Annotated in this window: 12 protein-coding genes and 1 pseudogene; 11 read left to right on the top strand and 2 right to left on the bottom strand. The window is 48.0% G+C overall.

What is annotated here, in order from left to right; genetic code table 11:
* Positions 1–37: 37 nt before the first annotated feature.
* The 6 genes and pseudogenes from ACK8NJ_RS01505 to ACK8NJ_RS01530 all read left to right on the top strand — a co-directional run.
* On the top strand, positions 38–2,629 hold the full coding sequence (locus ACK8NJ_RS01505; protein ID WP_411962062.1) for a fimbrial biogenesis usher protein: 2,592 nt from the start codon (positions 38–40) through the stop codon (positions 2,627–2,629).
* A 29-nt stretch (positions 2,630–2,658) separates the two neighbouring features.
* The gene (locus tag ACK8NJ_RS01510; protein ID WP_423245298.1) at positions 2,659–3,192 is read left to right on the top strand and encodes a fimbrial protein; all 534 of its coding nucleotides are present in this window, start codon (positions 2,659–2,661) and stop codon (positions 3,190–3,192) included.
* A 7-nt stretch (positions 3,193–3,199) separates the two neighbouring features.
* Positions 3,200–3,724: a fimbrial protein gene (locus ACK8NJ_RS01515; RefSeq protein WP_000199429.1), complete on the top strand. Its 525-nt coding sequence runs from the start codon at positions 3,200–3,202 to the stop codon at positions 3,722–3,724.
* The gene (locus ACK8NJ_RS01520; RefSeq protein WP_001600603.1) at positions 3,690–4,466 is read left to right on the top strand and encodes a fimbrial biogenesis chaperone; all 777 of its coding nucleotides are present in this window, start codon (positions 3,690–3,692) and stop codon (positions 4,464–4,466) included. The genes ACK8NJ_RS01515 and ACK8NJ_RS01520 overlap by 35 nt, the downstream gene beginning before the upstream one ends.
* 13 nt (positions 4,467–4,479) lie before the next feature.
* Positions 4,480–5,610 (top strand): fimbrial protein, encoded by a 1,131-nt coding sequence (locus tag ACK8NJ_RS01525; RefSeq protein WP_223025111.1) that lies wholly within the window; start codon positions 4,480–4,482, stop codon positions 5,608–5,610.
* A gap of 138 nt (positions 5,611–5,748) precedes the next feature.
* Positions 5,749–5,963, top strand: a pseudogene (locus ACK8NJ_RS01530) (hypothetical protein); the annotation flags it as partial.
* Positions 5,964–6,115: 152 nt separating this feature from the next.
* Here the strand turns inward: ACK8NJ_RS01530 and glpD are convergent.
* Positions 6,116–7,621: a glycerol-3-phosphate dehydrogenase gene (gene glpD, locus ACK8NJ_RS01535; protein ID WP_411962063.1), complete on the bottom strand. Its 1,506-nt coding sequence runs from the start codon at positions 7,619–7,621 to the stop codon at positions 6,116–6,118.
* Positions 7,622–7,810: 189 nt separating this feature from the next.
* Between glpD and glpE the strand changes: the two genes are divergently transcribed.
* The 3 genes from glpE to ACK8NJ_RS01550 are packed head-to-tail and all read left to right on the top strand — an operon-like array spanning position 7,811 to position 9,787.
* Positions 7,811–8,137 carry a thiosulfate sulfurtransferase GlpE gene (glpE, locus tag ACK8NJ_RS01540; RefSeq protein ID WP_000371928.1) on the top strand — a complete coding sequence of 109 codons (327 nt, stop codon included), beginning with the start codon at positions 7,811–7,813 and terminating at the stop codon, positions 8,135–8,137.
* Positions 8,138–8,181: 44 nt separating this feature from the next.
* Positions 8,182–9,012: a rhomboid family intramembrane serine protease GlpG gene (gene glpG / locus ACK8NJ_RS01545; RefSeq protein WP_000928723.1), complete on the top strand. Its 831-nt coding sequence runs from the start codon at positions 8,182–8,184 to the stop codon at positions 9,010–9,012.
* Positions 9,013–9,028: 16 nt separating this feature from the next.
* Positions 9,029–9,787, top strand: a complete 759-nt coding sequence (locus ACK8NJ_RS01550; RefSeq protein ID WP_000815099.1) for a DeoR/GlpR family transcriptional regulator — start codon at positions 9,029–9,031, stop codon at positions 9,785–9,787.
* On the opposite strand, the gene rtcR is transcribed toward ACK8NJ_RS01550, so the two are convergent.
* Positions 9,769–11,367: a DNA-binding transcriptional regulator RtcR gene (rtcR, locus tag ACK8NJ_RS01555; protein ID WP_411962064.1), complete on the bottom strand. Its 1,599-nt coding sequence runs from the start codon at positions 11,365–11,367 to the stop codon at positions 9,769–9,771. The genes ACK8NJ_RS01550 and rtcR overlap by 19 nt on opposite strands.
* Before the next feature lie 187 nt (positions 11,368–11,554).
* On the opposite strand from rtcR, the gene rtcB reads away from it, so the two are divergent.
* Together rtcB and rtcA are read left to right on the top strand one after the other, a co-directional pair.
* The gene (gene rtcB, locus ACK8NJ_RS01560; RefSeq protein ID WP_137659749.1) at positions 11,555–12,781 is read left to right on the top strand and encodes an RNA-splicing ligase RtcB; all 1,227 of its coding nucleotides are present in this window, start codon (positions 11,555–11,557) and stop codon (positions 12,779–12,781) included.
* A 3-nt stretch (positions 12,782–12,784) separates the two neighbouring features.
* On the top strand, positions 12,785–13,801 hold the full coding sequence (rtcA, locus tag ACK8NJ_RS01565; protein WP_115429328.1) for an RNA 3'-terminal phosphate cyclase: 1,017 nt from the start codon (positions 12,785–12,787) through the stop codon (positions 13,799–13,801).
* The last annotated feature ends 8 nt before the right edge of the window (positions 13,802–13,809 follow it).

The following is a 13,809-nucleotide window of genomic DNA, read 5'->3' on the forward strand; positions in this document are numbered from 1 at the left end:
GGAAGATTAAAACGTTAAAGCAACTCAGGTCAGGGATATGAACCTAAAGCTCAGAAAACTCGAACACAGGATGGCAAGGCAGAAGCAGATGAGGCGGTGTATGCTGCTTCTACTGACACTTTTGCCTGCGTGTTCAGTGGCGGGTATGCGTTTTAACCCTGCATTCCTGTCGGGTGATACAGAAGCTGTTGCTGATTTATCTCGTTTTGAGAAAGGGATGACATATCTACCTGGTAGTTATGAGGTTGAAATATGGGTCAATGATTCGCCTTTGACATCACGTAAGGTTACTTTCAAAGCTGATGAGCAGAATCAGTTGATCCCCTGTTTTTCGCTCGATGAGTTAGTTACTTTAGGAATTAACAAAAGTGCATTGCCGGAACAGGCGCAAGCAGAGGGAAATAATTGTCTCGATTTACGTATATGGTTCGCAGAAGTTCAATACACTCCTGAACTGGATGCGCAACGACTCAAACTGACCTTTCCGCAGGCAATATTAAAGCATGAAGCCCGTGGTTATATTCCACCTGAGGAATGGGATAATGGTATCCCGGCCATTCTTATTAATTATGATTTTTCTGGCAACAGTGATCGTGGAGACTATGCGTCTGATAGTTATTATTTAAATCTCCGTTCAGGTTTAAATTTAGGGGCGTGGCGTTTTCGTGATTATTCTACATGGAGTCGTTCAGGTAATTCACCGGGTAAAATTGCACATGTGAGTAGTACGTTACAACGAGTAATTATTCCTTTTAAAAGTGAATTAACACTAGGTGATACCTGGTCTTCATCGGATGTTTTCGACAGTGTGAGTATTCGTGGTGCTAAACTTGAATCCGATGAAAACATGCTACCCGATAGCCAAAGTGGTTTTGCCCCCACTGTGCGCGGTATTGCTAAAAGCAATGCTCAGGTAACGATCAAACAAAATGGCTATGTTATTTATCAGACATATACTCCTCCCGGACCTTTTGAAATCAACGATCTGAACCCTACGTCTTCCGCTGGGGATTTGGAAGTTACGATCAAAGAGTCTGATAATTCCGAAACTATCTATACCATTCCTTACGCCGCTGTTCCCATTCTTCAACGCGAAGGGCATATTAAATATTCGGCAACTGCCGGTAAATATCGTAGCAATAGCTATAATCAAAACAGTCCGAATGTCTTTCAAGGAGATTTGATTTGGGGGTTACCCTGGGATATTACCGCCTACGGAGGGATGCAATACTCAAATAATTATCGGGCAATAGCACTCGGGCTTGGGTTCAACCTTGGTATGTTTGGTGCGACGTCATTTGATTTAACGCAAGCCAATAGCACGCTTGCCGATGGCAGTAAACATCAAGGGCAATCGTACCGTTTCCTATATTCAAAATCGTTAGTGCAGACAGGTACGGCGTTTCAGATTATTGGTTATCGCTATTCGACGGAGGGATTTTATTCGTTGAGTGATACCACATACAAACAAATGTCGGGTACGGTTATCGATCCAGATACCCTTAATGAAAAAGACTATGTTTATAACTGGAATGATTTTTATAATTTACGTTATAACAAAAGAGGAAAGTTTCAGGCAAATATATCGCAACCATTGGGCGAATATGGCTCTATGTATTTGGCGGCAAGTCAACAAACTTACTGGAATACGAATAATAAAGATACCTTGTATCAGGTCGGCTATAATACGAGTGTACATGGGATTTATTTAAATATTGCTTATAATTATAGTAAGTCACCAGGTTCAGATGCGGACAGAATCTTATCCGTAAATGTCTCATTGCCGATCAGCAATTGGTTATCACCAGCTGTCGATGGGCGTACTGCGACAAATTCTATGACAGCAACTTATGGTTATAGTCAGGATAATAGCGGTCATGTGAATCAGTATACTGGAGTATCTGGATCGCTGCTGGAACAACATAATCTCAACTATAATATTCAACAAAATTTTGCTAACCAGAATAATGGCGAAAATGGCTCGGTAGGGTTAAATTACCGCGGTACTTATGGTTCACTAAATTCCGGATACAGCTACGATAATAATGGTAACCAGCAATTTAACTATGGTTTAAGTGGTGCCATGGTTGTTCACGAAAATGGTTTAACGCTAAGTCAGCCGTTAGGTGAAACAAATATACTGATAAAAGCACCAGGAGCCAACAATGTAAATGTGGAGCACGGAACGGGGGTTAAAACAGACTGGCGTGGCTATGCTGTCGTGCCTTATGCCACGGAATATCGGCGTAATAATATCTCTTTAGACCCTATGTCTATGAGTATGCATACAGAATTAGATGCCACTACTATGGAAGTGATACCCAGTAAAGGTGCTTTAGTTCGCGCTGAGTTTAATGCACATGTCGGTATTCGTGGTTTATTTAATGTTCACTATCGTAATAAACCAGTTCCATTTGGTGCGACGGTCAGTGTACCCACTGAGGGGACAACTCAGATTACAGGAATAGTGGGTGACAGTGGGCAGGTTTATCTCTCCGGTTTGCCTTTACAAGGCATAATAAATATACAGTGGGGAGAAAGTGCTTATCAGCAATGTCGGGCAAGTTATCAATTACCGAAAAGCGAACTGGATAATGCCATTAGCTATGCAAATCTGGAGTGCCGCTAATGAATATATTACAAAAATTTATTCTATTAATGTTTAGATCATTGTTCATGATGGTGATTTCATATAACGCACTGGCTAACGATACTGTAGTGGTCACATTTACAGGAAAATTATTAGCAAAAACGTGTGATATTACAACTGGAAGTAAAGACCAGCCAGTAAACATGGGAACTTATGACGTCAATGATTTTTTGAATGTAGGGGATGTTTCTGGCAGCCATACATTTACGATCAATCTGGAAGGATGTCCTACAACAACCAGTACTGTTTATAGTTCAGGAGTAAGTGCTAATGTGCAGTTTACCGGGGATGCTGATGCTATAAATACCACTTTATTACGCCTTACTTCCAGCGCGGATAGTGCAACTGGAGTGGGCATCGAAATTTTAGACAGTAATGATAAAATTATAGCAATTAATAGTGAGTCAGGATTCAAAGAGTTAATTTTAAATAATAATGGCGATGCCAGTTTAACCTTTAAACTCCGCTATAAGTCAACTCAGCAAAACGTACATGCGGGACAGGCGAATGCACTATTGTACTTTGATATAGACTATCAGTGAGGTTAATATGACACGATATTGGAATTTAATTGCCCTATTATTCTCTGTGATATCTATGTCATCCATTGCTGATGATACAACGCATGCAGGTGTTGTACGCATCGAAGGAATTATAACAGCAAAGACTTGTATTGTTGCCGATGAGTCTAAAAATTTCACAGTTAACATGCCTGATGTTCCCAGTTATACGGTGAGAAATTCAGGGAGTGTTACTGAAAAAATTGGCTTCTCTTTAAAGTTAACCCGTTGTGGCAGTGATGTCAGTAATGCCAATGTCACGTTTGATGGAATACCAGTTAGTGAAGACGCGGCCCTATATAAACTGGAAGAGGGCTCAGTCGATGGGTTAGCACTGGCTATTTTTGATAACAACAGACAAAGTATTAGTAATGGTATAAAGAGTACAAGTTATGCCCTTACACCATTGGTAGATAATACATTGCATTTCTTTGCTGCTTATAAAGCTATAAAAAATGATGTACAACCAGGAGATGCGAATGCATCAGTTTCCTTTATCGTCACTTATGATTAACGTGCTGATATGCATTTTAATATGTTGCACAAATGCGCAGGCAGGAGTTGTTGTTGGCGGTACTCGTTTTGTTTACCCAGAAAAGCAGTCATCAATTTCGGTCGAGCTTAAAAATACTGCCAGTAAAGATATGCTGGTTAAAATTTCCGTGACACCTGATGATGGACGTCAGTTAAAAGGGACACTGGAATCCCAGCCTTTACTTCCAGATAAGGCGTTTATTGCCACACCACCATTATTGGTACTTAAACAAGATAAAAATACCAAAATAAGAATCAATCGCGTGGGGGGGCAGTTACCTATAGATCGTGAGAGTTTATTTATACTGAATGTTGCAGCGTTACCTGCTCAGGAACAAAACTCACAGCTCAAGAATGAAAATCAACTCCAGGTGGCTGTACGTAATAGGATGAAAATATTTTACCGCCCGGAGACGTTATCAGGTAATCCACTTGACGCTTATCAACAGTTACGCTGGTCGCGAAAGAATGAAGCTGTCACCGTTTTTAACCCTACGCCCTGGTATGTGACACTCTATAATTTATCTATTGATGGTAAAAGCATAAATGGTGGCATGGTTGCACCGTTTAGTCATCGCCAACAGGATTGGTGTCAGCGGCAAGGATATTGTGAGATTAACTGGCAAACACTGGATCTTTACAATAATGCCTTACCCGTATGGAGCGTAAAATTAAATGTTTTACAAAATAATGTGATGAGTGCAGTAGCGATACATGGATAATCGGAGAAGCATGATGCTTACTTATTTTTGGGGAAATACAAAGGCAATTTTTATATTGTTGGCTCTTTTAATCAGTAGTTGCTATCACATCGTATATGCTGAAGATATGGGACGGGATCGCGCTTTTTGTTATCCTGGCTCACCAGGTAATAATACTACTCCAGCGACGTTTTCTTATAATTTTGGCACTGTTACTGTTTCTGATGTTAATAATAATTCACCTGGAACAGTACTACCAGTTCAGAACTGGAAAATAGGGCATTATAATGCTTACTGTAATTCATTGGATGATTATGAAATTTATTTTACAGCTACATCTGGTATAGATCCGTCAGGTGCATCTGGTGATCATCAGAGCAACGATATATTTATTCCATTAACTCATGAGATATCTGTCTCTACGCATATTAAACTTTATAATAAAAACGGAACAATGACAGATAAGACAGTACCTTTTGACAACTATAGCACCAATTATCCAGCAGACAGAAGTAAACCATCGAGTTGGGCTTCAGGAACAGAAGGTTATATAAAAATCAGACTTGATAAAAAAATAATATCCGATATATCAATAAATAACGTATTGCTGGTTTCTTTGTATGTCAGCCAGTTTCCAACAGAGCACGGACCAATTCCAGTATTTAATGCTTATATTGGCAACTTAAATATTGAAGTTCCACAAGGTTGCACAATTAATGAGGGAACTAGTTTTACCGTTAATATGCCGGATGTCTGGGCCAGCGAATTAAGTCGGGCTGGTGCTGGAGTAAAACCAACAGGTATTTCTCCAGTGGCAACCACTATTCCGATAAATTGTACGAACAAAGATATTGATGCCGTAATGACGCTGGTTTTCGATGGCAATATTTCATCAACGAGAGATGTTAATGGTCGGCAAAGCATTATTCAGGCGGAGGATAACCCCGACGTTGGTATTATGATTATGGATAGCCAACAGGAATCCGTAGACTTGAACGCTCTTGCTGCGCATGTTGGTGTGCCATTTAAGTTAGTTGAAAACCAGGCTGAGTCAGCTCAGACGGCAGATGTGACTTTTCTGTCTCTCCCTGTAAGTACCACAGGGCGACGCCCTGCTGCAGGCCGTTATAATGCCCTGGCTGTTTTGCGGGTGGAATACCAGTGATGTGTGAGTCAGTGCAGAATCGGATTAGCCCGTTTTTAGCCATCGGTAGGGTAAAGTTTGATGGAAAATATGGGTTATGTGCCGATGTATCCCACAATGAAATAACCCTCGAGGGAAAGGAATCAGCGCGATGAACAAATTCACGGTGTTTTGCTGCTAGGTGTGGTATTTCTCGGCTTTATTATTGTACCGTTCTTGATATGGCCGACGGTGGTTGCGCTGGCTGCTTGTATTATTACGCTGAGTTTTCTGGGGAGATACTGTTCTCTATCCCGCTCATGATCAGGCATATTTCACTTCTGGAATTACAACTTTGGTTATCGGTTGTATATGCGCTTTGTCCATGCCGGATGCGACGTGAACGTCTTATTGGCCTACAAAATCATGCAAATTCAATACATTGCATAAGCCACGTAGGCCTGATAAGCGTAGCGCATCAGGCAATTTTGTATTTGTCATCAGTCTCAGACCAGATCGAAATCTGACCTGACCACCTTACGTTAAATCACGAAGCCAGCGACAACTTCTGCTGCGTATACTCCACCAGCCACTGACTCACACGAGATTGTTGATCCGCATTCAGCCACATGCCTTGTTTTGTGCGACGCCACAGGGCATCGTCGGCGCGGCGGACCCATTCGTGATCCACCAGGTATTTCAGTTCCGCTTCGTAGAACTCATGACCGAAATCTTCCCCGAGGTCGCTTATCGCTCCCGCATTGCCGAGCAGCAGTTCGCTGTTGCTGCCGTAAGTGCGTGCGTAATGACATGCCAGCGATTCGGTCAGGAATGGGTAACGGCGGCGCAGACGCGCGGCGTAATCGTCGCGGTCGCCTTCAATGGCTCCGCCCGGTAGCACGCTCTCTTTCGTCCACGCCGGACCAATGCCCTGATAATATGGCGTCAGTTTTTCCAGCGCGTGTTCCGCCAGTTTGCGGTAGGTAGTCAGCTTACCGCCGAATACCGACAGCAGCGGGGCTTTGCCGTTTTCATCATGGATATCAAGGGTGTAATCACGGGTAATAGCCTGCGGCGAGTCGGACTCATCATCACACAGCGGACGCACACCGGAGTAGGTCCAGACGATATCGTCCCGGCTTAACTGCTTTTTAAAGTGCGTGTTATACACTTTCAGCAGGTAATTGATTTCACTCTCTTCAATCTTCACTGTTTTTGGATCACCTTTGTATTCCACATCGGTGGTGCCGATGATGGAAAACTCGTCCATCCACGGGATCACGAACACAATACGTTTATCTTCGTTTTGCAGAATGTAGGCTTGCTTCTGGGTATGCACGCGTGGCACCACAATATGGCTGCCTTTGATCAGGCGAATGCCATAAGGCGAAGGCAGATGCATCCCCTCGTCGAAGAACTGTTTCACCCACGGGCCGGTGGCGTTCACCAGGCCGCGCGCCTGCCAGGTGTATTTTTTGCCGGTATCGATATCTTCTGCTTCCACAATCCACAGGCCGTTTTCGCGGCGAGCAGAAGTGGCACGAGTACGAGTAAGCACTTCACCGCCTTTACGTACCACCATCTGGGCGTTGGCGAGTACCAGACGGGCGTCATCTACCCAACAGTCGGAATATTCGAATCCGCGCTTAATTTCCGGTTTTAACACTGAATTTGCGCCAAAACGCAAACCGGTTGATCCCGGCAGGCTGGTGCGTTTACCCAGATGATCGTACATAAACAGACCAATACGAATCATCCACGCTGGGCGCAGATGCGGACGATGCGGCAGGCGAAAACGCATCGGGAAGGCGATATGCGGGGCCATTTTCAGCAGCACTTCACGTTCAGCCAGCGCCTCGCTGACCAGGCGGAATTCATAGTGCTCAAGGTAGCGTAGGCCACCGTGAATGAGTTTTGAACTGGCGGAGGAGGTCGCGCAAGCGAGATCCTGCGCCTCCAGCATCAGCACGGATAAACCGCGTCCAGCGGCGTCTGCCGCGATACCAGCACCATTGATGCCGCCACCTATCACAATCAGATCTTTGGTTTCCATGCTGCCCTCATTCACTTTCGTTAAAGCTCATAAATGTTCGTTATCGAACATATTAGCAAAGAATTGCGCTTTAGGTAACATTGAAAAAACATTTTAGAGTGATATGTATAACATTATGGCGTTTATCTGCCGCTTCGACGTAAACTGTGCGGTAAATTTGCCCACTTGTTTGTAAAGAAAGAGAGACGCATGGATCAGTTCGAATGTATTAACGTTGCCGACGCGCACCAGAAGTTGCAGGAAAAAGAGGCGGTGCTGGTCGATATTCGCGATCCACAGAGTTTCGCAATGGGGCATGCGGTGCAGGCTTTCCATTTAACCAACGACACACTGGGCGCGTTTATGCGTGATAACGACTTTGACACTCCGGTGATGGTGATGTGTTACCACGGCAATAGCAGCAAAGGCGCGGCGCAGTATCTGCTGCAACAGGGCTACGATGTGGTCTATAGCATTGACGGCGGCTTTGAAGCCTGGCAGCGTCAGTTTCCTGCAGAGGTGGCGTACGGCGCGTAACGCTTTATACTGTCCCCTTTTGTGTGGAATAAGCGACAGCAACGATGTTGATGATTACCTCTTTTGCTAACCCCCGCGTGGCGCAGGCGTTTGTTGATTACATGGCGACGCAGGGTGTTATCCTCACGATTCAACAACATAACCAAAGCGATGTCTGGCTGGCGGATGAGTCCCAGGCCGAGCGCGTGCGGGCGGAGCTGGCGCGTTTTCTCGAAAACCCGGCAGATCCGCGTTATCTGGCGGCCAGCTGGCAGGCGGGCCATACCGGCAGTGGCCTGCATTATCGCCGTTATCCTTTCTTTGCTGCCTTGCGTGAACGCGCAGGTCCGGTAACCTGGGTGATGATGATCGCCTGCGTGGTGGTGTTTATTGCCATGCAAATTCTCGGCGATCAGGAAGTGATGTTATGGCTGGCCTGGCCATTCGATCCAACACTGAAATTTGAGTTCTGGCGTTACTTCACCCACGCGTTAATGCACTTCTCGCTGATGCATATCCTCTTTAACCTGCTCTGGTGGTGGTATCTCGGCGGTGCGGTGGAAAAACGCCTCGGTAGCGGTAAGCTAATTGTCATTACTCTCATTAGCGCCCTGTTAAGCGGCTATGTGCAGCAAAAATTCAGCGGGCCGTGGTTTGGCGGGCTTTCTGGCGTGGTGTATGCGCTGATGGGCTACGTCTGGCTACGTGGCGAACGCGATCCGCAAAGTGGCATTTACCTGCAACGTGGGTTAATTATCTTTGCGCTGATCTGGATTGTCGCCGGATGGTTTGATTTGTTTGGGATGTCGATGGCGAACGGAGCACACATCGCCGGGTTAGCCGTGGGTTTAGCGATGGCTTTTGTTGATTCGCTCAATGCGCGAAAACGAAAATAATTCCAGGGATTTATAAATGAAACAAACACAACGTCACAACGGTATTATCGAACTGGTTAAACAGCAAGGTTATGTCAGTACCGAGGAACTGGTGGAGCACTTCTCCGTCAGCCCGCAGACTATTCGCCGCGACCTCAACGAACTGGCAGAGCAAAACCTGATCCTGCGCCATCATGGCGGTGCGGCGCTGCCTTCCAGTTCGGTTAACACGCCATGGCACGATCGTAAAGCCACCCAGACCGAAGAAAAAGAGCGCATCGCCCGCAAAGTGGCGGAGCAAATTCCTAATGGCTCGACGCTGTTTATCGATATCGGCACCACCCCGGAAGCGGTGGCGCACGCGCTGCTTAATCACAGCAATTTGCGCATTGTCACCAACAATCTTAACGTTGCTAACACGCTGATGGTAAAAGAGGATTTCCGTATTATTCTCGCCGGTGGCGAATTACGCAGCCGCGATGGCGGGATCATCGGCGAAGCAACGCTCGATTTTATCTCCCAGTTCCGCCTTGATTTCGGCATTCTGGGGATCAGCGGCATCGATAGCGACGGCTCGTTGCTGGAATTCGATTACCACGAAGTTCGCACCAAACGCGCTATTATTGAGAACTCGCGCCACGTTATGCTGGTTGTCGATCACTCGAAATTTGGCCGTAATGCGATGGTCAATATGGGGAGCATCAGCATGGTTGATGCTGTCTACACCGACGCCCCGCCGCCAGTAAGCGTGATGCAGGTGCTGACGGACCATCATATTCAACTGGAGCTGTGCTGATCCTGCACGGCTTCCCACGTCAGACCAAAACGCGCCAGGTATTTGCGTAGCCGATCCGCGTCATTGACGCTGGCTTTGCCCTGGCGCGAAACATCAAAAAGCTGTCGTCCGGCAGCAGAAAGCGACTTTGCCTGGCGGCAGATAGCGATAACGTGTTCCAGTTGCATACGGTCGAAGAGATCGATGTTTTCTGCCTCAGCGCCCAGCAGTTGCGTAAGCGCGGAGGGACGGCTCTCCTGCCAGTTATAGCGCAGACGGTTTATCTCATCTTCAACCACGTCCAGAGTGATGCGTCCGCTAGTGGCAAAGGTTGCCATCCGTGTGACGCTGGCAGAAAGTTCGCGAAAGTTACCGCGCCATGTTGCCTGGGGAGATGTCGCAAAGGCCAGCCAGGCGCGCCGTGCTTCGGTGTTAAAACGCACGCTGTCGCCGGTGAGTGAGGCGTGGCGCTCCACTTCATAATCCAGGTTAGGTTCAATATCTTCCTGGCGCTGGTGTAGCCCCGGCAGGGTGAAGGTCCAGAGATTGATCCGCGCGTACAGATCTTCGCGAAATTTGCCTTCGGCAACCAGCTGGCGCAAATCGCGCACCGTTCCGGCGATCAGCTGAAAATCACTGCTCACCTGGCGATCGCTGCCAAATGGGTAAAAGGTTTTCTCTTCAATGGCTTTCAGCAACATAGCCTGTTCGTCTGCGCCCAGTTCGCCAATCTCATCAAGAAATAACATCCCGCCGTTGGCGCTGCGTAATAATCCTTCCCGCGACTCCCGCGCCCCGGTAAACGCGCCTTTCACATGACCAAACAGCGTCGACATGGCGGTATCGCCACGCAGGGTGGCGCAGTTCACTTCCACAAACGCGCCGCTAAACTGATGCCGCGCCTGTTTCAATTCAAAGATGCGTCGCGCCAGAAATGACTTACCCGCCCCGATCGGGCCGTTGAGCAGGATCGGTGCGCGGGATTTGATCGCCACTTTTTCGATCTGCTCAATCATGCGGTTGAAGTGGGGGTTACGCGTGGCAATGCCGGACTTAAGAAAATCAAGCGTTTGCTGGCGTTCCTCGGCAAAGCGGCTGGCGATGGCGTTATAACGGCTTAAATCGAGATCGATAATCGTCACTTCACCTGCGCCGCGCGGCTGTTCTTTTTTGCGCGGAGGTGAAGATTGTATCAACCGGGCGGGCAGGTAACGCGCTTCCGCCAGCAGAAACCAGCAAATCTGCGCGACGTGGGTACCGGTGGTGATGTGAATTAAATAGTCTTCTTTTTCTGGCTGGAACGCGTAACCACGGGCGAAATCATGCAGGCAGGCGTAAACCTCTTCGAAATCCCACGGGTTATGCAGTTCTATCTCAACGCCCACCACTTCTGTTTCTGGCGAAACGCTGGCGATATCGCGTTTAAGCGTTTCGAATAGCGAGCGCGAGCGGGCGTCGTGCAATAATTCCAGCCGATCGATAACTAACGATTCTTGCTGGCATAGACAGAGTGTCGGACGCCATTTTGACCAGCGCTGACTGCCGCGCCCGGCATAATCCAGCACCGTTCCGACAAAACCAAAAGCCACTGTTTTACGCATCTTAGATATCCTTATAAAAGACGATATTTCATTATCGGTAAATTGGCTTTGCGGGAAATCTCCGTTTACGGACGTAAAGATTTAATCTATTAAAAACAATGAATTAAAAAATTAAGCTGCTTATTTAATTTTCTGGCACGACGGTTGCAATTATCAGGACAGCAAACAACGAAAAGAGAAAAACAAAATGAATTACGAATTACTGACCACTGAAAATGCCCCGGTAAAAATGTGGACCAAAGGCGTGCCGGTAGAGGCCGATGCGCGTCAGCAACTTATTAATACGGCGAAGATGCCGTTTATTTTCAAACATATTGCGGTAATGCCGGATGTACACCTGGGTAAAGGTTCCACCATTGGTAGCGTTATCCCGACCAAAGGGGCGATTATTCCGGCGGCGGTGGGCGTGGATATCGGTTGTGGAATGAACGCGCTGCGTACCGCGTTAACGGCGGCAGACCTGCCTGAAAACCTGGCGGAGCTGCGTCAGGCGATTGAAACGGCCGTGCCGCACGGACGTACCACTGGCCGTTGTAAACGTGATAAAGGCGCATGGGAAAACCCGCCTGTTAACGTCGATGCGAAATGGACTGAGCTTGAAGCCGGTTATCAGTGGTTAACGCAAAAATATCCCCGTTTCCTTAACACTAACAACTATAAACACCTGGGAACGCTGGGAACGGGTAACCACTTTATTGAAATCTGCCTTGATGAGTCGGACCAGGTGTGGATTATGCTGCACTCCGGTTCACGCGGAATTGGTAACGCCATCGGGACTTACTTTATCGATCTGGCGCAAAAAGAGATGCAGGAAACGCTTGAAACGTTGCCGTCGCGTGATCTGGCGTACTTTATGGAAGGTACGGAATACTTTGATGATTACCTGAAAGCCGTGGCCTGGGCGCAGCTTTTTGCCAGCCTTAACCGCGATGCGATGATGGAAAACGTGGTAACGGCGTTGCAGAGCATTACGCAGAAAACGGTCAGACAGCCACAAACGCTGGCGATGGAAGAGATCAACTGTCACCACAACTATGTGCAAAAAGAACAGCACTTTGGTGAAGAGATCTACGTGACGCGTAAAGGCGCGGTGTCTGCGCGTGCTGGTCAATATGGAATTATTCCAGGGTCGATGGGAGCGAAAAGCTTTATCGTCCGTGGGCTGGGAAATGAAGAGTCGTTCTGTTCGTGCAGCCACGGTGCCGGGCGGGTTATGAGCCGTACTAAAGCGAAAAAAATGTTCAGCGTGGAAGATCAAATTCGTGCCACCGCGCATGTGGAATGCCGTAAAGATGCCGAAGTGATCGACGAAATCCCGATGGCGTATAAAGATATTGATGCGGTGATGGCGGCACAAAGCGATCTGGTGGAAGTTATCTATACCCTGCGTCAGGTGGTGTGCGTAAAAGGATAAATGATGAAAAGGATGATTGCGCTGGATGGCGCACAGGGCGAAGGCGGCGGGCAGATCCTGCGCTCGGCGCTGAGCCTGTCGATGATAACTGGCCAGCCATTTACCATCACTGACATTCGTGCCGGGCGGGCGAAACCGGGGCTGTTGCGCCAGCATCTGACCGCGGTTAAGGCGGCGACGGAAATTTGCCGAGCAACGGTGGAAGGCGCGGAGCTGGGGGCGCAGCGTCTGATCTTCCGGCCCGGCACCGTGTGCGGCGGCGATTACCGCTTTGCTATCGGTAGTGCCGGAAGCAGCACGCTGGTGCTGCAAACGGTGCTACCCGCGCTGTGGTTTGCTGATGGGCCTTCGCGTGTTGAAGTGAGCGGCGGCACCGATAACCCGTCGGCACCGCCTGCGGATTTTATCCGCCGGGTGCTGGAGCCGCTGCTGGCGAAAATGGGCATTCATCAGCAAACCACATTATTACGCCACGGTTTTTATCCTGCTGGAGGCGGGGTGGTGGCAACGGAAGTCTCGCCCGTGGCATTGTTTAACACCTTGCAACTTGGCGAGCGCGGGAACATTGTGCAGATGCGTGGAGAGGTGCTATTAGCTGGCGTGCCGAGGCATGTTGCTGAGCGTGAAATCGCTACGCTGGCGGGTAGTTTTTCCCTGCATGAGCAGAATATTCATAACCTGCCGCGTGACCAGGGGCCGGGTAATACCGTCTCGCTTGAAGTCGAAAGTGAAAATATCACCGAACGCTTTTTTGTCGTCGGTGAAAAGCGCATCAGTGCCGAAGTGGTCGCGGCACAGTTGGTGAAAGAGGTGAAACGCTACCTGGCAAGCCCGGCGGCGGTGGGGGAATATCTCGCCGACCAGCTGGTACTGCCGATGGCGCTGGCGGGCGCGGGAGAATTTACGGTCGCCCATCCCTCATGCCATCTGCTGACCAATATTGCGGTGGTGGAGCGTTTCTTGCCAGTGCGGTTTAGTCTGGTGGAGGCGGATGGCGTAACGCGGGTGAGCATTGAATGATATAAAGA

The organism is Escherichia sp. F1, assembly GCF_046764225.1.
In the GTDB taxonomy this organism is placed as follows: domain Bacteria; phylum Pseudomonadota; class Gammaproteobacteria; order Enterobacterales; family Enterobacteriaceae; genus Escherichia; species Escherichia coli.

Coding starts and splice junctions, on each gene's coding strand:
- ACK8NJ_RS01515 (WP_000199429.1), top strand. CDS start 3,200: ATGACACGATATTGGAATTTAATTGCCCTATTATTCTCTGTGATATCT.
- ACK8NJ_RS01520 (WP_001600603.1), top strand. CDS start 3,690: ATGCATCAGTTTCCTTTATCGTCACTTATGATTAACGTGCTGATATGC.
- ACK8NJ_RS01510 (WP_423245298.1), top strand. CDS start 2,659: ATGTTTAGATCATTGTTCATGATGGTGATTTCATATAACGCACTGGCT.
- ACK8NJ_RS01525 (WP_223025111.1), top strand. CDS start 4,480: ATGCTTACTTATTTTTGGGGAAATACAAAGGCAATTTTTATATTGTTG.
- rtcB (WP_137659749.1), top strand. CDS start 11,555: ATGAATTACGAATTACTGACCACTGAAAATGCCCCGGTAAAAATGTGG.
- glpD (WP_411962063.1), bottom strand. CDS start 7,621: ATGGAAACCAAAGATCTGATTGTGATAGGTGGCGGCATCAATGGTGCT.
- glpE (WP_000371928.1), top strand. CDS start 7,811: ATGGATCAGTTCGAATGTATTAACGTTGCCGACGCGCACCAGAAGTTG.
- rtcR (WP_411962064.1), bottom strand. CDS start 11,367: ATGCGTAAAACAGTGGCTTTTGGTTTTGTCGGAACGGTGCTGGATTAT.
- glpG (WP_000928723.1), top strand. CDS start 8,182: ATGTTGATGATTACCTCTTTTGCTAACCCCCGCGTGGCGCAGGCGTTT.
- ACK8NJ_RS01505 (WP_411962062.1), top strand. CDS start 38: ATGAACCTAAAGCTCAGAAAACTCGAACACAGGATGGCAAGGCAGAAG.
- rtcA (WP_115429328.1), top strand. CDS start 12,785: ATGAAAAGGATGATTGCGCTGGATGGCGCACAGGGCGAAGGCGGCGGG.
- ACK8NJ_RS01550 (WP_000815099.1), top strand. CDS start 9,029: ATGAAACAAACACAACGTCACAACGGTATTATCGAACTGGTTAAACAG.